This window comes from Azospirillum sp. OGB3, from assembly GCF_014192915.1.
GTDB lineage: Bacteria > Pseudomonadota > Alphaproteobacteria > Azospirillales > Azospirillaceae > Azospirillum.
Genome location: NZ_JACHYN010000001.1, coordinates 110,552 through 132,651, shown reverse-complemented (window position 1 = coordinate 132,651; position 22,100 = coordinate 110,552). Strand labels below are relative to the sequence as shown.

The following is a 22,100-nucleotide window of genomic DNA, read 5'->3' as shown; positions in this document are numbered from 1 at the left end:
TCCTCAACGGAAGCTCCGCCCCTCCGGGAAGACCGCGGCGGCGGAGCGGTTGGGCAGCGCGTCGGGGTCGGTCAGGTCGCGCAGCCGGTGCGTCAGGTCGCTCAGCCGCTCGACGCGCAGGTGGATGACCTCGCCGCCTTCCAGGTTGGGTTTGCCGCTGCGCTCCACCCGGCCGGTGGCGGCGATCAGGCGGGCGCCAAGGATCGTCTTGCGGAATGTCTCGAACACGTCCGGCATGATGACGAGGTTGGCGATGCCGGTCTCGTCCTCCAGCGTGATGAACACCACGCCCTCGGCGCTGCCCGGCCGCTGCCGGACCAGCGCCAGCCCCGCCACGGTCAGCCGTGTGCCGGCCCTCACCTTTCCCAGCCGCTCGGTCGGGGCCACCCCGGCGAAGCCGTCGCGCAGCAGCGCCATCGGGTGCGCCTTCAGCGACAGGCACAGGCTGCCGTAGTCCATCACCACATGCTCGCCGAGCGCCATGGCCGGCAGGAGCGCTTGCGGCTCGTCCTGGGCGGAGTCGGCGAGGCCGCTGAACAGCGGCAGCGGCTGCGCCCCCAGCGCCTTCACCGCCCACAGCGCGGCCCGCCGGTCCAGCCCGACCGAGCGGAAGGCGTCGGCCTTCGCCAGCCGCTCCAGCCCGGCGACCGGCATCCGCGCGCGGCGCCACAGGTCGTAGGGATCGCGGTAGCCTGCCCCACGGCACAGCACGAGCCGCCGGGCGTCGTCCTCGTCCATCCCCCGGACCAGCCGCAGGCCGAGGCGCAGGGCGTGCCTTATCCCCTCTCCCGCCCCGGGAGAGGGTGGCCGCGCAGCGGCCGGGTGAGGGTGCATCCAAGGACTGGCGCGCTGATTCTCGGTGTTGCCCTCACCCTCCCGCCTTTGGCGGGGCCCTCCCTCTCCCGGGGCGGGAGAGGGTGACAAGGGTTCCAGCGTGCAGTCCCAATCAGAGGCGTTCACGTCCGGGGGCAGCACGGTCACCCCGTGCTCGCGGGCGTCGCGGACGATCTGGGCGGGGGCGTAGAAGCCCATGGGCTGGCTGTTCAGCAGCGCCGCGGCGAAGACGTCCGGGTGATGGCACTTCATCCAGGCCGACACATAGGCCAGCAGGGCGAAGCTCGCCGCGTGGCTCTCGGGGAAGCCGTACTCGCCGAACCCCTCGATCTGCTGGAAGCAGCGCTCGGCGAAGGCGCGGTCGTAGCCTTTGCCGACCATGCCCTCGATGAACCGGTCCCGGAAGAGCTGGACCTCTCCGGTCTTGCGGAAGGTCGCCATGGCGCGGCGCAGCCGGTCGGCGTCCTCCGCGCTGAAGCCGGCGCCGACGATGGCGATCTGCATCGCCTGTTCCTGGAACAGCGGCACGCCCAGCGTCCTTTTCAGCACCGCCTCCAGATCCTTCGAGGGGTAGGTCACGACCTCTTCGCCGCTGCGGCGGCGCAGGTAGGGATGGACCATGTCGCCCTGGATCGGGCCGGGCCGCACGATGGCCACCTGGATCACCAGATCGTAAAACTCTTTGGGCCGCAGGCGGGGCAGCATGGACATCTGCGCCCGGCTTTCCACCTGGAAGACACCCAGGCTGTCGGCTCGGCACAGCATGTCGTAGGTCGCCGGGTCCCCCTGCGGCACCGTCGCCAGCGTCAGGGCGCTGTCATAATGCCGCTCCAGCAGGTCGAAGCCGCGGTGCAGGCAGGTCAGCATGCCCAGCGCCAGCACGTCCACCTTCAGGATGCCCAGCGCGTCGATGTCGTCCTTGTCCCACTCGATGGTCGTGCGGCCCGCCATGGCGGCGTTGGCGATGGGGCACAGGTCGCTCAACGGGCCGCGGGTGATGACGAAGCCGCCGACATGCTGCGACAGGTGGCGGGGGAAGCCGATCAGCTCCCGCGCCAGCTCCAGCGTCTGGCGCAGCCGCGGGTCGTCGGGGTCGAGGCCGTATTGCCGGGCGCGCTCCTCGTCCACGCCGTGGCGGCTCCAGCCCCAGACGGAGCCGGACAGCCGCGCCACCAGATCGGCGGACAGGCCCATGGCCTTGCCGACCTCACGGATGGCACCGCGGGCGCGGTAGCGGATGACGGTGGCGGTCAACCCGGCCCGCTCGCGCCCGTATTTCGCATAGATGTACTGGATGACCTCCTCGCGCCGCTCATGCTCGAAATCCACGTCGATGTCCGGCGGCTCGTTGCGGGCGGAGGAGATGAAGCGCTCGAACAGCAACCTGTTGGTGGCGGGATCGACCGAGGTGATGCCGAGGCAGTAACAGACCGCAGAATTGGCCGCCGAGCCGCGCCCCTGGCACAGGATGTCCTGCGAGCGGGCGTGGCGCACGATGTCGTGCACCGTCAGGAAATAGGGCGCGTAGCCCAGTTGTCCGATCAACACCAATTCGCGGTGCAGGGTCTGGGCCACCGTCTCCGGCACGCCATCCGGGTAGCGCTGGACCGCCCCGGCCCAGGTCAGATCGGTCAGCGTCTCCTGCGGGCTGCGCCCGTCTTCCGCCACCTCGTCCGGGTATTCGTAGCGCAGCTCCTCCAGCGAAAAACGGCAGGCGGCGGCGATCGCCACCGTTCGGGCGACGGCGTCGGGGTGGCGGTGGAACAGGCGGGCCATCTCCACCCCGGCCTTCAAATGCCGCTCGGCGTTGGCGGACAGGCGCCAGCCTGCCTCGTCGATGCTCGTGCCGCTGCGGATGCAGGTCATCACGTCGGCCAGCGGGCGGCGGGCGGGCGTGTGGTAGAGCACGTCGTTGGTCGCCACCAGCGGCACCCGCTCCGCCTCCGCCAGCCCGGACAGCCAGGACAGCCGCCGCTGGTCGTCGCCGCGGTAACGGTGGCTGGCGGCGAGGTGCAGGCGGTCCCCCAGATCGTTGCGCCAGCCGCGCAGCGCGTGGACGAAGGCGGGGTCGCGGTCGTCGGGCGGCACCAGCAGGAACAGCATTCCCTCCGCATGGTCCAGCACGTCGGTGCGGCCGATGAAGCAGGCCCCCTTGGGCGCCCGCCGCTTGCCCAGCGTCAGCAGCCGCGACAGCCGCGCGTAGGCCGCCCGGTCGGTGGGGTAGGCGAGCAGGCTGTCCGCGTCGGTCAGGTCGAGCCGGCAGCCGACGATCAGGCGCAGCCCGTGCTTGCGGGCGGCGGCGTGCGCCTGCACCACGCCGGCCAGCGAGTTGCGGTCGGTTACCGCGACGGCGGCGTGGCCGAGCGCGGCGGCGGTCAGCGCCAGCTCGTCCGGATGGGACGCGCCTTCCAGGAAGGTGAAGCTGGTCGAGACCTGGAGTTCGGCGTAGGGGGTCATGGCGGCCCCGTCACCCGAAGAAGCCGTGCAGGAACCACAGCGCTGTTGCGCCGGGCCGGTACAGCCCCTGGCGGAAGACCCAGAAGCGGCGGCCGGCCTCGTCCTCGACGCGGTAATAGTCGCGGGGCGCGCCGTCGCGCCGCCACCATTCGGCTTCGATCCGCTCCGGCCCGTCGGCACGGCGGATGCGGTGCCGGGCGCCGCGCCAGAGGAACATCGCCGGCGGGTCGTCGGGAAGCAGGGCCATGGCCTCGATGGGCTCCGGCGGGGCGAGCAGCCGCACCGGGCGCGGGCGGTCGGCGGGCCACAGGGCGCCGCCGGGGGTGGCCGCGAAGGCCGGGGCAAAGGCGGAGGCGGCGGCCACGCTGCGCTCCGGCAGCCAGCTTTGCCGCGGGACCAGCCGCAGCACCGCCCGTTCCCCCAGCCGGTTGCCCAGCCGGTCCATCAGCTCGCCCAGCTCCGGCTGCCCGTCCAGCTCGCCATCCAGGGCGGCCTGCGCGGCGGCGAGCGGACCGGCCTCGGTGGCCGACAGCACCATCAGCTCCAGGCCGGGGCCGGGCTCCACCCGGTCGAGCTTCTGGGCGAACAGGCGCATCAGCGCGTCCGGGCGGCGCACCAGGTGGCCGGTGCCGATGGCCAGCGTCTGGGGCGCGTCCTCCAGCCGGCGGTCCACCCGGTGCAGCTCCAGCCGCAGCCGGCGGGCGCCCTCGCCGGTCGTCTCCAGCCCGGCGCAGAGGGAGGCCAGCAGGCGGCGCAGCGCCTCGGCGATGGCCTCGGCGGTGGTGATCGGCTCGGGCAGGGCGAGGCGGGCGCTGTGCGGCGGCACCGGCAGGCGGGGGGACAGCGGCTCGTCCAGCCGTCCATGGGCCTGGTCGAGCCGTCGCAGCAGCTCCGGCCCGAAGCGGGTGGCCAGCGTGGCGCGGGGGATGGCGTGCAGGTCGCCGATCCGCCGCAGCCCCACCGCGGCCAGCCCCTCCACCGTGGCGGCGGGCAGGCGCAGCGCGGCGACGGGGAGGGGGGAGAGGAGGATGTCTGCCCGGTTGCCCCCACCCTCCCGCTTCGCGGGTCCCCCCCTCCCCCGCTGGGCGGGGGAGGGCAAGATTCCCTCCCCCGCCCAGCGGGGGAGGGTTAGGGTGGGGGCCTCCCTCCCGAACCGCGCCAGCGCCCAGGCCGCCGCGGGGGTGTCCGCCACCGCCAGCCGCGACTCGAAGCCTGCCGCACCCAGGCGGGCGGACAGGTCGGCGGCCATGGCCTCCTCGCCGCCGAACAGGTGGGCGCAACCGGTGATGTCCAGCGCCACGCCGTCGGGGCCGTCCGGGGCGGTCCAGGGGGTGTAGCGCGTGCACCAGCCGGCGATCCGCTCCAGCAGGCGCGCGTCCGACTCGGGTTCGGCGTCGAAGACGGCCAAGGCGGGTTCGATGGCGCGGGCGTCGGCCAGACTCATGGCGGGATGCACCCCGGCCTCCTCGGCCGCGCGGTTGACGGCGGCCACGCCCAGCCGCCCGCGCTCCGCCAGGATGGCGGCCAGGGGATGGTCGCGCCGCTCCGGATGGCGGCGGCTGTGGGCGTCGGTGGGCAGCCGTGGCAGCCACAGGGACAGGATGCGCCGCGCCGTCCGTTTTGCCCCCCCTTGCGCCATGCCCGACCCTCCCTTCACCGCTCGTCGCGCCAATCGTTCTTGATTGAACAAAACAAGAACATTCTAGCGGCAAAATCCGGCGGGTGGGAGTCCCCTTGCGGCCTCGCCAAAAAGGGGGAGATGGAAAAAGGAGCAGATGGGTGGAGGGCCTTGTCACGCCCTTGTGGGACACGACATGGTTGGTATGACACCGCTCCGCCCCACCGCCGCTTTCCTGCCCGTCGCCGCCGCGCTCGCCGCCCTCGCGCTGGGGGCCTGCGCGCCGGATGTGCACGACGAGATGCCGGGGCGGGCCCAGGCGGCCCCATCGGCGGCCCCGCCGGCGTCCGCGCAGAGCGGCGGGCTGAAGACGCTGCGCCAGATCCAGGCGGAGGAGAACGCCCGCCCGATCCCCGCGCCCCAGCCGCGATCACAGCCGCAGCCGGCGCCCGCCCCGCCGCAAAAGCTCTCCGACGCCTCGCAGGCGCCCGGCCAGCCGCCCAACCAGCCGCCGGTCCGCCGTCGCGGCAGCTCGTCCCCGCCGCCACCGCTCATCGACCAGCCGGCCACGCCCGCCCTGCCGGCGCCGGGCTCCACCCAGGGGCTGACCGACCGCGCCAAGCGCGACCTGATGAGCCCGGAGGTCGACCGGCTGCGCACCGAGGACGCCATGGGCCGGCTCGACCCGCTGCAGCAGCGCGACCTGCTCCGCAAGCAGCAGGACCTCCGTCAGTACGGCCCCGGCCCGCTGGGGTACTGATCCCGGCTTCTAAAAGCCCCCGGCTCTGGTCACTTGACCCCACCCCGCGCCGCGCGCCATACCGGCCCGGTGCCGCGCAAGACGTTGGGGAAAAGGGGTGGGGGATGGTGGCGATCCGGTCGGTTCTTCTGGCGCTCGCATTGATCGGCACCGGTGCCGCGCCCGCGTTGGCGCGGATGACGGTGACCGGGCCGTTCGGCACCGGCCTGACCGAACCCGTCTGGGTGTTGCAGCATCTGCTGGGCTTCCTCGCCATCGGGCTGTGGAGCGGGCAGAACGGCGGCCCCTCCGTCTGGCAGCTTCCGGTGGCGGCGCTGACCGCCGTGCTGGCCGCCGGACTGGCCGCGCAGATCGGCATCCGGCTGCCCTACGCCGCGGAAGGGCTGTCGGCGTCGCTGATCCTGATGGGCGGGCTGGTCGCCTTCGGGCTGAAGGTGCCGCTGGCGCTGGGGGTGCTGACGGTCGCCGCGGTGGGGGCTTTCCACGGCTATGTGCACATGGGCGGGCCGCTGTTCTGGGCCGGGCTGTCGTCCGGCGTGCTGCTGGTCATCGGCGCCGGGCTGGGCCTGTCGGTGGCGGTGGGGCAGGCGGCGTCGGGCCGGGTCGTGCAAATGTGTGGCGGCGCGGTAGCACTCGCCGGGGTTCTTGATCTGGCGGGCGTCTTTTAAGCCCCCGACGCCTTGAAAAAGCCCGGCTGCGGGTATTCTTGTAAGGGCGTGTCCAACACACGCCGCCGATGGCCCATGCCGCCGGGACGGCTGGCCAGCAGGAAAGGTGGACCCGCCGGTGCCGCGCGCAGGAGCCAACCCCCGCCTTTCCGCCGAAGGTCTTCCCAGCCGCCGCCATGTGCTGGCCGGCATCGCCGGTGGCTCTCTCCTGGGGCTGCTGCCGCGGGGTGCCGCGGCGCAGGACATCCGCTATTTCCGGATCGGCACGGGGACCACGTCGGGCACCTATTTCCCGATCGGCGGGCTGATCGCCAACGCCATCTCCAACCCGCCCGGCTCCCGCCCCTGCGACCGCGGGGGAAGCTGCGGCGTGCCGGGGCTGATCGCGGTGGCGCAGGCCACGCTCGGCTCGGTGGAGAACATCGAGCTGCTGCGCTCCGGCGCGGTGGAGGCCGGGATGTCCCAGGCCGACATCGCCTATTGGGCCTACACCGGTTCCGGCATCTTCCACGGCAAGGCGCCCTTTGAGGGGCTGCGCTCCATCGGCATGCTCTACGCGGAGGCGATCCAGCTCGTCGTGCGCGCCGACAGCGACCTGCACAGCGTGGCCGACCTGAAGGGCAAGGCCGTCTCGCTGGGCGAGGAGGGCTCCGGCGTGCTGGTGGAGGCGCGGGCGATCCTCGACGCCTTCGGCGTGAAGGAGGGGGAACTGCGGCCCCCGGCCTACCTGAAGCCCGGCACCGCGGCGGACCGGCTGGCCAAGAAGGAGCTGGACGCCTTCTTCATGGTCGGCGGCTTCCCGGTGGCGGCGGTCACCGACGTGGCGAACCGCGAGCCGATCCGCCTGATCCCGCTCGACGGCGAAATGGCCGACCGGCTGCGCATCCGCCAGCGCTTCTACATGGACCAGACCATCCCCGCCGACACCTATCCCGGTGTGCCGGAGGTCCACACGCTGGGGGTGGGGGCGGAGCTGCTGGTCCGCGCCGACCGCGACCCCGCCCTGATCCACGGCGTCACCAAGGCGCTGTGGCACGAGAACACCCGCCGCCTGCTGATCGAGGGCCACCCCAAGGGGCGCAGCTTCGACGCCACCAAGGCGGTCGCCAACGTCTCGGTGCCCCTGCATCCGGGCGCCGAGCGCTACTACCGCGAGGTCGGGCTGATCGGCAACGCCGCCAACGAGCCGACGGGCGGGGCGACGCCCTGACGTCGTCCTGTTCCGGGTCCTATTGCGGGTCCCGTTCGTCGGCGTAGATGTCCCAGGGCTCCGCCTTGGCGGCCGCCACCCACTCCACCATGGCCGGCAGTTCCATCACCGCCCGCGCGTAATCGCCGCAAGTGCCGTCCATCTCGACTCCGTAGGTGAGGAGGCGAGTCACCACCGGCGCGTACATGGCGTCGGCGATCGAGAAGCCGCCGAACAGGAAGGGGCCGCCCGCCCCGAAGCGGGCGCGCGTGTCGCGCCACAGGGTGAAGACGCGGGCGATGTCGGCCCCGCTCTCGGCGTTGCGGCCCACGCCGGGGCGGAAGGCCTTGAGGTCCATGGACATGTGGGTGCGCAGGGCGACGAAGCCCGAATGCATCTCCGCCGAGACCGACCGCGCCACCGCGCGGGCGTGGGTTTCCGCCGGCCAGAGGGCGGCCTCGGGAAAGGTCTCCGCCAGATACTCGCAGATCGCCAGCGAATCCCAGATCACCCGGTCGCCATGCCGCAGGCAGGGCACCCGGCCGGAGGGCGAATGCTCCGCGATGCGGGCCGCGGTGTCGGGCTGGCGCAGCGGGATGACGATCTCCCGGAAGGGCCGGCCGGTCCGCTTCAGCGCCAGCCAGGGCCGCAGGGACCAGGAGGAGAAGGCTTTGTTGCCGATGACCAGGGTCAGGTCGTCCATGGGTGCGCCTCGGTCGCGAAGGGAGGGGAGGCGGAGCATGCCTGCCCCGCGGCCTTGCGGCAAGCCGGCCCGCAATCCCCCTTTTCAGGGACGCCCCGGCGCGCCATGCTTTCCTTCACCGTTTCCGTTTCCTGACGAAGGACGCCCGCCTTGCTCGCCACCCTGCTCGCCACGGCCGGCCCCGGCACCGTGACCATCACCCCGCTGAACAAGGCCGGCCTCGCCACGTGGCTGGAAAGCCAGCCGCCCGCCACCGCGGCCTGGGTGAAGGCCGTGAACTTCACGGCGGAGGCCGGTTCCACCGCTTTCCTTCCGGGGGAGGGCGGGGCGGTCGCCCGCGTGCTGGCCGGCGTGTCGGCGCTGGACGACCTGTGGGGCCTCGCGGGTCTTCCCAGCGGCCTGCCGCCGGGGAACTACCGGCTGGACGAGGCGGTGGACGCCGCGCTCGACCGCCGCGCCGCCACCCGTCTGGCGCTGGGCTGGGCGCTCGGCAGCTACCGCTTCGGGCGCTACAAGGCGTCGGACAAGGTCTTCGCCAACCTCGTCTGGCCGAAGCATGCCGACCAGGGCGAGGTGCAGCGCACCGCCACCGCGACCTATCTCCTGCGCGACCTCGTGAACACGCCGGCCAACGACCTCGGCCCGGCGGAGCTGGCCGCCGCCGCCGCCGCGCTGGCGTCGGAGTTCGAGGCGGGGCTGGACGTCATCGTCGGCGACGGGCTGCTCGACCGCGACTATCCGGCCATCCACGCGGTTGGCCGGGCCAGCCCGCGCGCGCCGCGGCTGATCGACCTGCGCTGGGGCAACCCGACGCACCCGAAGGTGACCATCGTCGGCAAGGGCGTCTGCTTCGACAGCGGCGGCCTGGACATCAAGCCGTCGTCGGGCATGCTGCTGATGAAGAAGGACATGGGTGGCGCCGCCCACGCCCTGGCGCTGGCCCGCATGGTGATGATGGCGGGGCTGCCGGTGCGGCTGCGCGTTCTGGTGCCGGCGGTGGAGAACGTGATCTCCGGCAACGCCTTCAAGCCGATGGATGTGCTGAAGACGCGCAAGGGGCTGAGCGTGGAGGTCGGCAACACCGACGCCGAGGGCCGGCTGATCCTGTGCGACGCGTTGGCCGAGGCGGATTCGGAGAAGCCCGCCCTGCTGATCGACTTCGCCACCCTGACCGGGGCCGCCCGCGTCGCTCTGGGGCCGGACCTGCCGGCGCTGTTCGCCAACGACGACGACCTCGCCAACGACCTGCTGGCCGCCGGCGAGGAGCAGAGCGACCCGCTGTGGCGCCTGCCGCTGTGGGCGCCCTACCGCAAGGGGCTGGACAGCAAGGTCGCCGACCTCAACAACGTGACCAGCAACGGCATGGCCGGGGCGATCACCGCCGGTCTGTTCCTTCAGGAGTTCGTGTCGAAGGACACGCCCTGGGCGCATCTCGACACCTTCGCCTGGAACAGCGGCGCCCGCCCCGGACGCCCGGAGGGCGGCGAGGCGCTGGGCCTGCGCGCGGCCTATGCGGTCATCGCCAAGCGGTTCGGGTGACAGAGCGGTTCAACAAGCGGCATATGGTTAAAATTGTCACCCCCGCGGGCGTCGCGGGGGTGGCGTGCCGATTCGGAAAGGACTAAAACCTTTGGGTAGGACCGGTGGACTCGGGTGCCGGCCGGGTTTTTGGAGGCGGATACATGGCGCTGAAGGTTCGTGAGGATTATCGCACCCTCACCGGTCCGGAGAAGGCGGCCATCCTGATGCTGGCGCTGGGCGAGGAGCATTCGTCCAAGCTGTTCGCGATGATGGACGACGAGGAGATCAAGGAGCTGTCGCAGGTGATGGCGAACCTGGGCACCGTCTCCGCCAACCTGATCGAGCGCCTGTTCGTCGAATTCGCGGAGCAGATGTCGGCCACCGGCTCGCTGGTCGGCTCCTTCGACTCCACCGAACGCCTGCTGTTGAAGACGCTGCCCAAGGACAAGGTCGACTCCATCATGGAGGAGATCCGCGGTCCCGCCGGCCGCACCATGTGGGACAAGCTGGCCAACGTCAACGAGTCGGTCCTGTCCAACTACCTGAAGAACGAATACCCGCAGACCGTGGCGGTGGTGCTGTCGAAGATCCGCCCGGAACACGCCGGCCGGGTGCTGACCCAGCTGCCGGAAAGCTTCGCGATGGAGGTCATCATGCGCATGCTGCGCATGGAGGCCGTGCAGAAGGAGGTTCTGGACGACGTGGAGCGCACGCTGCGCACCGAGTTCATGACCAACCTCGCCCGCACCAGCCGCCGCGACAGCCACGAGATGCTGGCGGAAATCTTCAACGGCCTGGACCGCACGACCGAGCACCGCTTCATGGCCGCCCTGGAGGAGCGCAACCGCGACAGCGCCGAGCGCATCAAGTCGCTGATGTTCACCTTTGAGGACCTGTCCAAGCTCGATCCGTCCGGCGTCCAGGCCCTGCTGCGCAGCGTCGACAAGCAGAAGCTCGCCACCGCCCTGAAGGGCGCGTCGGAGACGCTGAAGGACCTGTTCTTCTCCAACATGTCCGAACGCGCGGCGAAGATCCTGCGCGAGGACATGGCTGCCATGGGTCCGGTCCGCGTCCGCGAGGTGGACGAATCCCAGATGTACATGGTCCAGCTCGCCAAGGATCTGGCGGCCCGCGGCGAGATCGTCATCTCCGAAGGCAGCGGCGAGAACGAACTGATCTACTGAGCGGGCTCCCGACGAGGAGCCCCCACCCTCCCCATGCTTCGCGCATGGGTCCCCTCCCTCCCCCGCTTCGCAGGGGAGGGCCATGTTCAAAGCCAGCGGAGTTCCCTCCCCTGCGCAGCGGGGGAGGGTTGGGGTGGGGGCAAGTCCGCGAAGGGCACACTTCCACCCTCCCGCGACACCCTGACCGATCGATCCGGCTGCGAAACGCTTGCCTGTCCGGGCCGGGTTGGGGGACACTCCTTCGCCGCGCGTTCCGAATGCGGGGGCCTTCGGGGCAAAGGACGCGGCACGCGGGGGGAAACATGGCACGGAACCTGAAAGCGCTCGGCCTGTGGCGGACGGCGTTGATCGCCAGCGTCCGGCAGGATGGGCCGGACCTGTCGGCGCGGCAGATGGCCATCATGCTCCAGGTCTATCTGACCGACCCGCCGCACACCGTGCGCGGGCTGGCGGCGGCGCTGAACATCTCCAAGCCCGCGGTGACCCGCGCGCTCGACCGGCTGTCGCTGCTCGGCTTCATCAAGCGCAAGCGCGACGCCGAGGACAAGCGCAGCGTGCTGGTCCAGCGCACCGTGAAGGGCAGCGTCTTCCTGTCCGACTTCGCCGAGCTGGTCGTCGCGGCGGGCGCCGTGGCGCCGGAGGACATGGCGGTCATCCGCGCCGAGGAGGAGGTGGCCGCCTCCGCCAAGGCGCGGCTGGAGGCGCAGTTGGGCGCCCCCGGCTCTGTGGCGGTGCCCGCCTGAGCCTTGCCGCTCAGTAGCCCTGGCTGCGGTCCACGAGGTTCGGCAGCGGACGGCCCTCGCGGAAGGCGGTGATCGCCTCGGCCACCACGGCGGCGGAGCGCGACGGGTGGGTGACGGCGGCGACATGCGGCGTCACATGGACCTTCGGGTGGGTCCAGAAGGGATGGCCGGCGGGCAGCGGCTCCTCCGCGAACACGTCCAGGCTGGCCCCGGCGAGGTGCCCGCTCTCCAGCGCCGCCAGCAGGTCGTCCTCCACCAGATGCCCGCCGCGCGCGGCGTTGACGACCACTGCCCCCTTGGGCAGGGCGGCGAACAGCTTGCGGTTCAGCAGGCCGCGCGTCTCCGCCGTCAGCGGCAGCAGGCAGACCAGCAGGTTGCATTGCCCGAGCATCGCCGCCAGCCCGTCGGGTCCGGAGAAGCTTTCCACCCCCGGCAGCGACTTCGGCGTCCGGCTCCAGCCCAGCACGCGGTAGTCCATGCTCAGCAGCGTCTTGGCCGAGGCCATGCCCAGTTCGCCCATGCCCAGGATGCCGACCTTCACCTCCGACGCCGGGCAGGGGTCCAGCGGCTCCCACCGCCCGGCCTGCTGGAGCGCCTTGTACTCGTCGAGGAGCCGGTGCCAGCGCAGCACCTGGAGCGCCACATAGCCGGCCATGTCCACGGTCAGCCCCTCCGACACCATGCGGACCAGCGGCACGTCGGGCAGGGTGGGGTCGAGCAGCAGCGATTCCACCCCGGCGCCCAGCGACACGATCAGCTTCAGGTTCGGCAGGGTGGCGAGCAGCCCGTGCGGCGGCTTCCACACCAGCGCCATCTCGATGTCCGCCGGGTTCCCCATCTCGGGCCACACCCGCACCTCCAGCCCCGGCAGGCGGGCGTCCAGCTCGCTTAGCCAGCGGTCGGAGCGGTCGGTGGTGGAGCAGAAAAGCAGCGTCACGGCGCAAACCCCTGTAATGTTGTCGTTGTTCGTCTCAAACCCGTTCGAGCCAACCGTGCCCCGTCTGATCCTGCTGAACAAGCCCTATGGCGTGCTGCCCCAGTTTACCGATGAGCAGGGGCGCCCGACGCTGGCCGACCATGTGCCGGTGAAGGGGGTCTACGCCGCCGGGCGGCTGGACCGCGACAGCGAGGGGCTGCTGGCGCTGAGCGACGACGGCGCGCTGATCGCCCGCATCGCCTCGCCCAAGCACAAGCTGCCCAAGACCTACTGGGTCCAGGTGGAGGGGGTTCCGACCGAGGAGGCGTTGCAGCGCCTGCGCGACGGGGTGACGCTCAACGACGGCCCGACCCTGCCCGCCGAGGCCCGCCGGATGGCGGAGCCGGACGGCCTGTGGCCGCGCGACCCGCCCGTGCGCTTCCGCGCCGCCATCCCGACGAGCTGGATCGCCCTGACCCTGCGGGAGGGGCGGAACCGTCAGGTCCGCCGCATGACCGCCGCGGTCGGCTTCCCGACCCTGCGGCTGATCCGCTGGTCCATCGGCGACTGGACGCTGGACGGTCTGGCGCCCGGCCAATGGCGCGAGATGACGGTGCCGGGGGGGAACTCCTCGAAGGCGGCGCCGGTCCGGACCAAGGCGCCACCCGGCACCAAAGCGAAGCGCCTGCGGAGCCAAGGCAATCGCACTTGACCCTCATAACCCTCTCCCCTCTGGGGAGAGGGTTGCCCGCAGGGCCGGTGAGGGGGTTGCGCTACATCCGCACGGCGTCGGACTTGACGGCTTCCAGGTTCAGGGCGGCGGCGAGCAGGGCGCGGGTGTATTCCTCCCGCGGCTCCTCGAAGATGCGGCGGGTGGGGCCCTGCTCCACCACCTTGCCGTCCTTCATGACGATGACGTGGCTGCTGAGCGCCCGCACCACCCGCAGGTCGTGGCTGATGAAGAGGTAGGCGAGGTTGTTGCGCGCCTGGATGTCGCGCAGCAGGTCGACGATCTGCGCCTGCACCGACATGTCGAGCGCGCTGGTCGGTTCGTCCAGGACGACGAATTTCGGTTTCAGCACCAGGGCGCGCGCGATGGCGATGCGCTGGCGCTGGCCGCCGGAGAACTCGTGCGGGTAGCGGTGGCGGCTGGACGGGTCGAGCCCCACCTCCTCCAGCGCCTTCGCCACCATGGCGTCGCGCTCGGCGCCGGAGCCGATGCCGTGGATGGTCAGCCCCTCGCCGATGATCTGGCCGACCGACAGGCGGGGCGACAGGCTGCCGTAGGGGTCCTGGAAGACCACCTGCATCTCCCGCCGCAGCCCGCGCAGCTTTTTCGCCTGCCAGCCCTGGATGTCCTTGCCGTCGAAGCGGATCGCCCCCTCGCTGGCGTGCAGGCGCAGCAGGGCCAGCCCCAGCGTCGTCTTGCCGGAGCCGGACTCGCCGACCACCCCGACCGTGTGCCCCTGCCGCACGTTGACCGACACGCCGTCCACGGCGCGGACGTGATCGACGGTGCGGCGCAGCAGCCCCTTCTTGATGGGGAACCAGACCTTGAGGTTGTCGGCGGCCATGACCTCCGGCGCGTCGGCGGGCGGGGTCAGCGGGTCGCCCTTCGGCTCGGCGGCCAGCAGCTTGCGGGTGTAGGGGTGCTGCGGGCGGGCGAAGATGTCGGCGACGTCGGCCTGCTCGACGATCTCCCCCTGGTTCATCACGCAGACCCGGTCGGCCATCTTGCGCACCACGCCCAGATCGTGGGTGATGAGCAGCAGCGCCATGCCGAAGCGGCGCTGGAGGTCCTTCAGCAGCTCCAGGATCTGCGCCTGGATGGTGACGTCCAGCGCGGTCGTCGGCTCGTCGGCGATCAGCAGGTCGGGTTCGTTGGCGAGCGCCATGGCGATCATCACGCGCTGGCGCTGGCCGCCCGACAGCTCGTGCGGGTAGGCGTTCAGCCGCTTTTCCGGGTTGGGCAGCCCGACCAGCCGCAGCAGCTCCAGCGTGCGCTTGCGCGCGGCGGCGCGGGACAGGCCCTTGTGCAGGAACAGCGTCTCGTTGATCTGCCGCTCGATGCTGTGCAGCGGGTTCAGCGAGGTCATCGGCTCCTGGAAGATCATGGCGATGCGGTCGCCGCGCACGTCGCGCAGCACCTTCTCCTCCGCCCCCACCAGCTCGGTCCCGCGGAAGCGGATGGAGCCGTGCGGGTGGCGGGCCATGGGGTAGGGCAGCAGTTGCAGGATCGACAGGGCGGTGACCGACTTGCCCGACCCGGACTCGCCGACCAGCGCCAGGGTCTCCCCCTTGGCGATGTCGAAGGACACGCCCTTCACCGCGTGCATCGCCCCGCCGCCCGAGCGGAACTCGACATGGAGGTTGCGGACCTGGAGGAGATCGTCGGTCCCATTGGTCGTCATGTCGGTCATGGGCGGTTCCGCCTTCTTGGGCTGGTGGTCGTCAGGGGCATCATTCCGCGGCCTTCTGCGCCACCGCGCCCGCCTCGTTGGCGGTTCCGGTGGCGGTGGAGAGCTGGCCGATGGTCTTGCGCGGGTCGAAGGCGTCGCGCACCGCCTCGCCGATGAAGATCAGCAGGCTCAGCATGATCGCCAGCACGAAGAAGGCGGTCAGGCCCAGCCAGGGCGCCTGGAGATTGGCCTTGCCCTGGGCCAGCAGCTCGCCCAGCGAGGGGGAGCCGGGGGGCAGGCCGAAACCCAGGAAGTCCAGCGCCGTCAGGGTGGTGATCGACCCGTTCAGGATGAAGGGCAGGAAGGTCAGCGTCGCCACCATGGCGTTGGGCAGCACATGGCGCACCATGATCGTCGCGTCGGTGGCGCCCAGCGCGCGGGCCGCCCGCACATAGTCGAAGTTGCGCGCCCGCAGGAACTCCGCCCGCACCACATGGACCAGCGAAGTCCAGGAGAACAGCAGCAGCAGCCCGAGCAGCCACCAGAAGTTCGGCGTCACCACGCTGGACAGGATGATGAGCAGGAACAGCGTGGGCAGGCCCTGCCAGATCTCGATGAAGCGCTGAAACAGCAGGTCGGTGATGCCGCCGAAGTAGCCCTGGACCGCCCCGGCCATGATGCCGACGACCGAGGAGAAGGCGGTCAGCACCAGCCCGAACAGCACGGAGATGCGGAAGCCGTAGATCAGCCGCGCCACCACGTCGCGCCCCTGGTCGTCGGTGCCCAGCCAGTTGTCGGCGGACGGCGGGGCCGGGGCGGGGACCGGCAGGTTGTAGTTGATGGTGCGGTAGCCGTAGGGGATCGGCGGCCAGACGATCCAGCCCTTCTCCTCGATCAGTTGGCGCACATAGGGGTCGCGGTAGTCGGTCTCCGTCTCGAACTCGCCGCCGAAGGTGGTCTCCGGATAGGCGGTGAAGACGGGCCAGTAGAGCGCGTTGTCGTATTTGATGAGCAGCGGGCGGTCGTTCGCGATGAACTCCGCGCCCAGCGACAGGGTGAACAGCACCAGGAAGATCCAGAAGGACCAGAAGCCCCGCCGGTTCGCCCGGAAATTCGCCAGCCGCCGCCGGGTGAGCGGCGTGACGCGCAGGCCGAGGAAGCGGGGCTGGTTCGCGGCGCTCGCCATCACACCCTCCGCGCTTCGAAGTCGATGCGGGGATCGACGGCCACATAGGTCACGTCGCCGACGAGGTTCATGATGAGCCCCAGCAGCGTGAAGAAGTACAGCGTGCCGAACATCACCGGATAGTCGCGGTTGATCGCCGCCTCGAAGCCCAGCAGCCCCAGCCCGTCCAGCGAGAAGATCACCTCGATCAGCAGGGCGCCGGTGAACAGGATGCCGATGAAGGCGCCGGGGAAGCCGGCGATGACGATCAGCATGGCGTTGCGGAAGATGTGGCCGTATAGCACCCGCCGCTCCGCCAGCCCCTTGGCGCGTGCGGTCACGACATACTGCTTGTTGATCTCCTCCAGGAAGGAGTTCTTGGTCAGCATGGTCAGCCCGGCGAAGCCGCCGATCACCATGGACAGCACCGGCAGCACCATGTGCCACATGTAGTCCAGGATCTGCCGCCACCAGGGCAGGCTCGCCCAGTTGTCCGACACCAGCCCGCGCAGCGGGAACAGGTCGAAATAGCGCCCGCCGGCGAAGACGACGATCAGCAGCACGGCGAACAGGAAGCTGGGGATGGCGTAGCCGACGATGACCACGCCGGAGGTCCAGACGTCGAAGGGCTGGCCGTCGCGCACCGCCTTGGCGATGCCCAGCGGGATCGACACCAGATAGACGATCAGCGTCGTCCAGATGCCCAGCGAGATCGACACCGGCATCTTCTCGATCACCAGATCGACGACGCTGCGGTCGCGGAAGTAGCTCTTGCCGAAGTCGAACATCAGGTAGTTCGACATCATATGGATGAAGCGCTCGTGCAGCGGCTTGTCGAAGCCGAATTCCTTCTCAAGCTGCTTGATGAATTCCGGGTCGAGCCCCTGGGCGCCGCGGTAGCGGCTGCCGGTGTCGCCGCCCTGGGCCTGCTGCCCCGCCGGCCCGCCGGTCTCGCCGCCGCCGGTGCCGCCGATGCGGGCGGTCGCCTCCACCGCGGTGCCCTGGACGCGGGCGATCATCTGCTCGATGGGACCGCCGGGGGCGATCTGCACGATCAGGAAATTGATGACCATGATCCCGAACAGCGTCGGGATGATCAGCAGCAGACGGCGGATGATGTAGGCCAGCATCGCGCGGGTTCGCCTTTCTGTTTGCCGTCTCAGGGCGCCGCGCGGCGGGCCGTGTTGGCGAGCTTCGCGTTCTTGTCGGGATCGACCCACCAGGTGTCGGTGAAGGCCAAGCCGTATTTGGGCGCAACCGCCGGATGGGAGAAACGGTTCCAATAGGCGACGCGCCGCACGTCGTCGTGCCATTGCGGGATGACGTACCAGCCCCACAGCAGCACGCGGTCGAGCGCGCGGGTCGCGGTGATCAGGCTCTCGCGGTCGGGGGCCTGGCTCACCCGGTCGATCAGCGCGTCCACCACCGGGTCCTTGATGCCGGCCAGATTGCGGCTGCCCGGCTGGTCGGCGCGGGCGGACTGCCAGTAGTCGCGCTGCTCGTTGCCGGGCGAGGTCGATTGCAGGATGCGCTGGATGACCATGTCGAAGTCGTAGCGGTCGATCCGGTTCTGGTACTGGGCGGTGTCCACCACGCGGATGGCCGCCTCGATCCCGGCGCGCTCCAGGTTGCGGACGAAGGGCTGGACGATGCGGTCCATGTCCGGCTGCACCAGCAAGATCTCGAAGCGCATCGGCTCGCCGGTCTTCGCGTTCAGCAGCTTGTTGCCTTTCAGCTCCCACCCGGCCTCCTTCAGCAACGCCAGCGCCGTGCGCAGGTTCGGGCGGATGTTGCCGGACCCGTCGGTCTGCGGCGGCGCGAAGGGCTTGGTGAAGACCTCCTCCGGCACCTTGCCCCGGAACGGCTCCAGCAGCGCCAGCTCCTCCGGCGAGGGCAGGCCGCTGGAGGCCAGTTCGGAGTTGGAGAAGAAGCTCCTGGTGCGCTGGAACAGCCCGTAGGACAGGTTCGCCCGCGTCCATTCGTAATCGAACAGATAATTCAGCGCCTCGCGCACCTTGCGGTCGGCGAAGACCGGGCGGCGGCTGTTGAACACGAAGGCCTGCATGCCCTGCGGGTCCTGGTGCTTGATCTCCTCGCGGACGATGTGGCCGTCGCGCACGGCGGGTACGTCGTAGCCGGTCACCCAGTTCTTCGACGAATGCTCCACCCGGAAATCGATGGCCCCGGCCTTGAAGGCTTCGAACACCACGTCGAGGTCGCGGTAATAGTCGAAGCGGATGCGGTCGAAGTTGTAGCGCCCGCGGTTGACCGGCAGGTCCTTGGCCCACCAGTTCTGCACCCGCTCGAAGACGAGCGAGCGGCCGGGCTGCACCTCGACGATCCGGTAGGGGCCGCTGCCGACGATGGGGTCCAGCGTCGTGCTGGCGAAGTCGCGGCCTCCTTCAAAGACATGCTTGGGCAGCACCGGCAGCTGGCCCATGATGACCGGCAGCTCGGGGTTGCCGCCGTCGCGGAAGGTGAAGGTGACCGCGCGTTCCCCCGTCTTCTCGGCCTTCACCACGTCGGCGTAGTAGGTGCGGTAGAGCGGGTGGCCCTTGTCGCGCAGCGTCTCGAAGCTCCACACCACGTCGTCGGCGGTCACCGGGGCGCCGTCGTGGAAGCGCGCCTGCGGGCGCAGCGTGAAGCGGACCCAGCTCCGGTCCTCGGCGACGGTGATCGTCTCGGCGAGCAGCCCGTAGCGGGTCAGCACCTCGTCCCCGCTCTCCACCGTCAGCGTGTCGAAGGGCAGGCTGGCCCCGGCGGAGACCGACCCGCGCAGGATGAACGGGTTCAGGCTGTCGAAGCTGCCGTAGGTCGCCAGCTTGATCTCGCCGCCCTTGGGGGCGTCGGGGTTGACGTAGTCGAAATGCTGGAAGTCCGGCCCGTATTTGGGCGTTCCATGGGCCGTGACGGCGTGCCCTGCGATTTCGCTCGGGTTGGTCTGCGCGCGGGCCGTGGCGAAGGGTTCCGCCAGATACAGGCACATGACCGCGGCCAGGATCGCTTTACCGGTCTTCCTCATGCCCCTCTCGGTCCTTTTGTTTCCGGTAAGGTAGGGGTCCGTCTATGGCACATTCAAGGCAGAGACGGGTATGGCGGCGTCCAAGCTCGCGGCGGGCTGGGAAATCGGTGGGGCGGTTTGCGCCTGGAGCGCCGCGGAAAGCGCGTCCACGACCCGCGTCAGCGTGTCCAGCTCCTCCAGGAAGCGGGCGAACAGGGCGGGGGTCAGCCGCTCGTCGAGGGCCGCGATTCCTTCGAACAGGTCGCGCCCGGTGTCGATCGCCAGGATGAAGCGCAGCCCGTCGGTGGACAGCCGGGCCTCGCGGGCGCCCGCCAGGGTGGCGAGCCGGGCGGCCAGGGCCCGCACGTCCGGCGGGAACCGCTGCTCGGCCTCCGCCGCCGCGCCGTTCAGCGGGGTCAGCACCGGCCCGGTGCCGCGGGCGCCGAGAGTGAGCGTGCAGGACAGCGGCGCACCCCCCGGCTGCGGCAGGTCGATGCAGAGAAGCCAGCCGCGGAAAATCCGGACGTGGCCCTTCAGAAGCCCGGCGAATTTGTGAAGCTCGACCTCGTTGAACCAGAAGGTCAGGCCCCGGCGCACGCCGGTGATGCCATCCTCGGCATGGGCGGTGCCCGGCTTCAGGTCGCTGAAAAGCTGGCGCAACCGGCGCCGGCCCAGGCAGCCGCCGGGCGCGTAGGTGAGGTCGGCGTGGCGGCAGGCCGCCAGCACAAGCGCGACGAAGAAGCGCTTGCGGCGGCGGCGGAAGAGAAAGAAGGGGACGGAGAAGACGGCGAAGGTGAGGGAGCCATAGAGCTTCCCGCCGTGCTTCATGGTCTTCAGGAGGAAGGGCAGCTTCACCAGGGCAAGCACCGTCCCGCCGATCACGGCGAAGACCAGCAGCACGATGGCGGCGCGGGTTCCGGTCCGCTGGCGTTCCAGCCGATCCAGCAGCGGCCGGATCTCCCGGTCGAACAGGTCCTGGGGATCGGGCGCCGGTAAGGGGGCGGGTGTCTCCGGGGTCATGGGACGGCGGCCCTCAGCCTTCCTTGCCCAGCTTCACCCACCACGCCTCGGGGAAGCCGCTGTTGCGGAAGCCCAGATCGTATTTCGGCGTCGTCTCCGGGAAGCCGAGCGTCGTCCGGTAGGCGATCCAGTTGTCCGGGTTGTACCAGTGCGGCACCATGTAGAAGCCCCACAGCAGAACGCGGTCGAGCGCGCGGGTCGCCGCCTGGACGGACGCCAGATCCTTCGCCGCCAGCGCCTTCTCGATCATGGCGTCGGCCGCCGGTTCCTTGATGCCGGCGTAGTTGGCCGATCCCCGGACGTCGGCGGCGGCGGAGCCGAAATAGCTGCGCAGCTCGGTCCCCGGCGGGGTGAAGAAGTTGAAGTTCGCCACCACCACGTCGAAGTCGAACTCGTCGGTGCGCGCCTGGAACTGGGCGGTGTCGACCACCCGCAGCACCGCGTCGATGCCCGCCTTGCGCAGCGCCTCCACATAGGGCTGGATCACCCGGGTCAGCGCGCCGGTGCCGTCGAGGAACTCGATGCTCAGCACCTCGCCGGTCCTGACGCTGGTCATCCGGCCGTTCTTCAGCTCCCACCCGGCCTCGCGGAACAGGCGCATGGCCTCGCGCAGGTTGTTGCGGGTGTTGCCGCTGCCGTCGGTCTTGGGCGGCTCGAAGGGGGTGGTGAAGACGCGCTCCGGCAATTGGGCGCGGAAGGGCTCCAGCAGGGCCAGCTCCTCCGGCGTCGGCGGCCCCTTGGCGCCGAAGTCGGAGTTGGGGAAGTTGGAGGTGGTGCGGAGATACTGGCCGTACAGGATGTTCTTCTGAATCCATTCGAAGTCGAACAGATAGCCCAGCGCCTCGCGCACCCGCGGGTCGGCGAACTTGGCGCGGCGGGTGTTCAGGCGGAAGCCCTGGGCGCCCAGCGGCAGATCGCTTTTCACCTCCACACGGTTCACCCGACCATCCTTGGCGGCGGGAAAGTCGTAGCCGGTGGTCCAGCGCTGCGCCCGATGCTCGGTGCGGAAGTCGTAGGCGCCGGCCTTGAAGGCCTCGAACATCACGTCGTCGTCGCGGTAGTAATCGACCTTCACGCTGTCGAAGTTGTAGAAGCCGCGCGCCGTGGGCAGGTCGCGGCCCCACCAGTCGGCCACCCGCTCGTAGGTGATGGAGCGGCCCGCATCGACCGACTTGATGCGGTAGGGGCCGCTGCCCAGCACCGGCTCCAGCGTCGTCTTGGCGATGTCGCGCCCGTTGGCGGTCCACCAGTGCACGGGCTGGGGGGCGATGCTGGTGGCGAAGTCGATGATTGGCTTCATCTCCCCGGTGGTCTTCAGGGTGATCTTCAGCTTGTGCTCATCCACCGCCTCCACCGTCGCCACGCGGTCGAGGAAGGATTTCAGGAAGGGGTTGCCGTGCGCCTGGATGGAATCCCAGGCGAAAACCACGTCGCCGGCGGTCACCGGCACGCCGTCGTGCCAGCGCGCCTCCCGGCGCAGGTGGAAGACGGCCCAGCTCTTGTCGTCGGGCAGTTCCACGCTTTCCGCGAGCGACCCGTAGGCGGCGTCCATCTCCCAGCCGGAGCCGACCATCAGCGAGTCGGCGATCAGCCCCAGCGTGCGCGGGGTGACGCCGCGCAGGATGATCGGGTTCAGGCTGTCGAAGCTGCCCTGCGCGGCCAGGGTGATCGCACCGCCCTTCGGCGCGTCGGGGTTGGCGTGCGGGAAATGGGTGAAGCCCGGCTTGAACTCCGGTTCGCCGAACTGCTTCAGGGCGGGGACGGTGGCCGTCTGCGCCTGGGCCCCGTTCGCCTGGATTGGCGCCGACAGCACAAGGAGAGCCAAGAAAGCAGTCGTCCGGGCGGCAGCGAGAACTCGGCGCATCGTCGGTCCTGATGTGGTTGGGCCTGAGATGATAAGGCGGATCAGCCCTAGCATGTAC

At 70.4% G+C, this 22,100-nt stretch carries 17 protein-coding genes; 7 read left to right on the top strand and 10 right to left on the bottom strand.

What is annotated here, in order from left to right; genetic code table 11:
- Positions 1-3: 3 nt before the first annotated feature.
- Complete coding sequence (locus FHW79_RS00630; protein ID WP_183177215.1) at positions 4-3,291, bottom strand: error-prone DNA polymerase; 3,288 nt, start codon at positions 3,289-3,291, stop codon at positions 4-6.
- A gap of 10 nt (positions 3,292-3,301) precedes the next feature.
- Positions 3,302-4,930, bottom strand: coding sequence for a DNA polymerase Y family protein (locus FHW79_RS00625; protein WP_183177214.1), 1,629 nt, complete (start codon positions 4,928-4,930; stop codon positions 3,302-3,304).
- A 184-nt stretch (positions 4,931-5,114) separates the two neighbouring features.
- On the opposite strand from FHW79_RS00625, the gene FHW79_RS00620 reads away from it, so the two are divergent.
- The 3 genes from FHW79_RS00620 (at position 5,115) to FHW79_RS00610 (ending at position 7,547) form a co-directional block, all read left to right on the top strand.
- Positions 5,115-5,669, top strand: a complete 555-nt coding sequence (locus tag FHW79_RS00620; RefSeq protein WP_183177213.1) for a hypothetical protein — start codon at positions 5,115-5,117, stop codon at positions 5,667-5,669.
- A 104-nt stretch (positions 5,670-5,773) separates the two neighbouring features.
- Positions 5,774-6,337 carry a HupE/UreJ family protein gene (locus tag FHW79_RS00615; RefSeq protein WP_183177212.1) on the top strand — a complete coding sequence of 188 codons (564 nt, stop codon included), beginning with the start codon at positions 5,774-5,776 and terminating at the stop codon, positions 6,335-6,337.
- Between the two features lie 118 nt (positions 6,338-6,455).
- Positions 6,456-7,547 (top strand): TAXI family TRAP transporter solute-binding subunit, encoded by a 1,092-nt coding sequence (locus FHW79_RS00610; protein WP_183177211.1) that lies wholly within the window; start codon positions 6,456-6,458, stop codon positions 7,545-7,547.
- Positions 7,548-7,566: 19 nt separating this feature from the next.
- Here FHW79_RS00610 and FHW79_RS00605 read toward each other — a convergent pair whose 3' ends face one another.
- Positions 7,567-8,229, bottom strand: a complete 663-nt coding sequence (locus tag FHW79_RS00605) for a glutathione S-transferase family protein (protein WP_183177210.1) — start codon at positions 8,227-8,229, stop codon at positions 7,567-7,569.
- 150 nt (positions 8,230-8,379) lie between these two features.
- On the opposite strand from FHW79_RS00605, the gene FHW79_RS00600 reads away from it, so the two are divergent.
- The 3 genes from FHW79_RS00600 (at position 8,380) to FHW79_RS00590 (ending at position 11,677) form a co-directional block, all read left to right on the top strand.
- The gene (locus FHW79_RS00600; RefSeq protein ID WP_183177209.1) at positions 8,380-9,768 is read left to right on the top strand and encodes a leucyl aminopeptidase family protein; all 1,389 of its coding nucleotides are present in this window, start codon (positions 8,380-8,382) and stop codon (positions 9,766-9,768) included.
- Positions 9,769-9,911: 143 nt separating this feature from the next.
- The gene (gene fliG, locus FHW79_RS00595; RefSeq protein ID WP_014239388.1) at positions 9,912-10,934 is read left to right on the top strand and encodes a flagellar motor switch protein FliG; all 1,023 of its coding nucleotides are present in this window, start codon (positions 9,912-9,914) and stop codon (positions 10,932-10,934) included.
- Between the two features lie 302 nt (positions 10,935-11,236).
- A complete protein-coding gene (locus FHW79_RS00590; RefSeq protein WP_183177208.1) occupies positions 11,237-11,677 on the top strand; it encodes a MarR family transcriptional regulator in 441 nt (146 codons plus the stop codon).
- Between the two features lie 10 nt (positions 11,678-11,687).
- Here FHW79_RS00590 and FHW79_RS00585 read toward each other — a convergent pair whose 3' ends face one another.
- Positions 11,688-12,614 carry a glyoxylate/hydroxypyruvate reductase A gene (locus tag FHW79_RS00585; RefSeq protein WP_183177207.1) on the bottom strand — a complete coding sequence of 309 codons (927 nt, stop codon included), beginning with the start codon at positions 12,612-12,614 and terminating at the stop codon, positions 11,688-11,690.
- A 55-nt stretch (positions 12,615-12,669) separates the two neighbouring features.
- Here FHW79_RS00585 and FHW79_RS00580 point away from each other — a divergent pair, with 55 nt between their 5' ends.
- Positions 12,670-13,305 (top strand): pseudouridine synthase, encoded by a 636-nt coding sequence (locus tag FHW79_RS00580; RefSeq protein ID WP_183177206.1) that lies wholly within the window; start codon positions 12,670-12,672, stop codon positions 13,303-13,305.
- Between the two features lie 61 nt (positions 13,306-13,366).
- On the opposite strand, the gene FHW79_RS00575 is transcribed toward FHW79_RS00580, so the two are convergent.
- Genes FHW79_RS00575 through FHW79_RS00550 form a run of 6 tightly spaced genes read right to left on the bottom strand, consistent with a single transcriptional unit; the run spans position 13,367 to position 22,003 of the window.
- Complete coding sequence (locus tag FHW79_RS00575) at positions 13,367-15,004, bottom strand: ABC transporter ATP-binding protein (RefSeq protein WP_183177702.1); 1,638 nt, start codon at positions 15,002-15,004, stop codon at positions 13,367-13,369.
- 49 nt (positions 15,005-15,053) lie between these two features.
- The gene (locus FHW79_RS00570) at positions 15,054-16,142 is read right to left on the bottom strand and encodes an ABC transporter permease (RefSeq protein WP_343068884.1); all 1,089 of its coding nucleotides are present in this window, start codon (positions 16,140-16,142) and stop codon (positions 15,054-15,056) included.
- A gap of 35 nt (positions 16,143-16,177) precedes the next feature.
- Complete coding sequence (locus tag FHW79_RS00565; protein ID WP_183177204.1) at positions 16,178-17,287, bottom strand: microcin C ABC transporter permease YejB; 1,110 nt, start codon at positions 17,285-17,287, stop codon at positions 16,178-16,180.
- A gap of 29 nt (positions 17,288-17,316) precedes the next feature.
- Positions 17,317-19,179 (bottom strand): extracellular solute-binding protein, encoded by a 1,863-nt coding sequence (locus FHW79_RS00560; protein WP_183177203.1) that lies wholly within the window; start codon positions 19,177-19,179, stop codon positions 17,317-17,319.
- A gap of 42 nt (positions 19,180-19,221) precedes the next feature.
- Positions 19,222-20,178 carry a hypothetical protein gene (locus FHW79_RS00555; protein WP_183177202.1) on the bottom strand — a complete coding sequence of 319 codons (957 nt, stop codon included), beginning with the start codon at positions 20,176-20,178 and terminating at the stop codon, positions 19,222-19,224.
- 13 nt (positions 20,179-20,191) lie between these two features.
- The gene (locus FHW79_RS00550; RefSeq protein ID WP_247884101.1) at positions 20,192-22,003 is read right to left on the bottom strand and encodes an extracellular solute-binding protein; all 1,812 of its coding nucleotides are present in this window, start codon (positions 22,001-22,003) and stop codon (positions 20,192-20,194) included.
- Between the last annotated feature and the right edge of the window lie 97 nt (positions 22,004-22,100).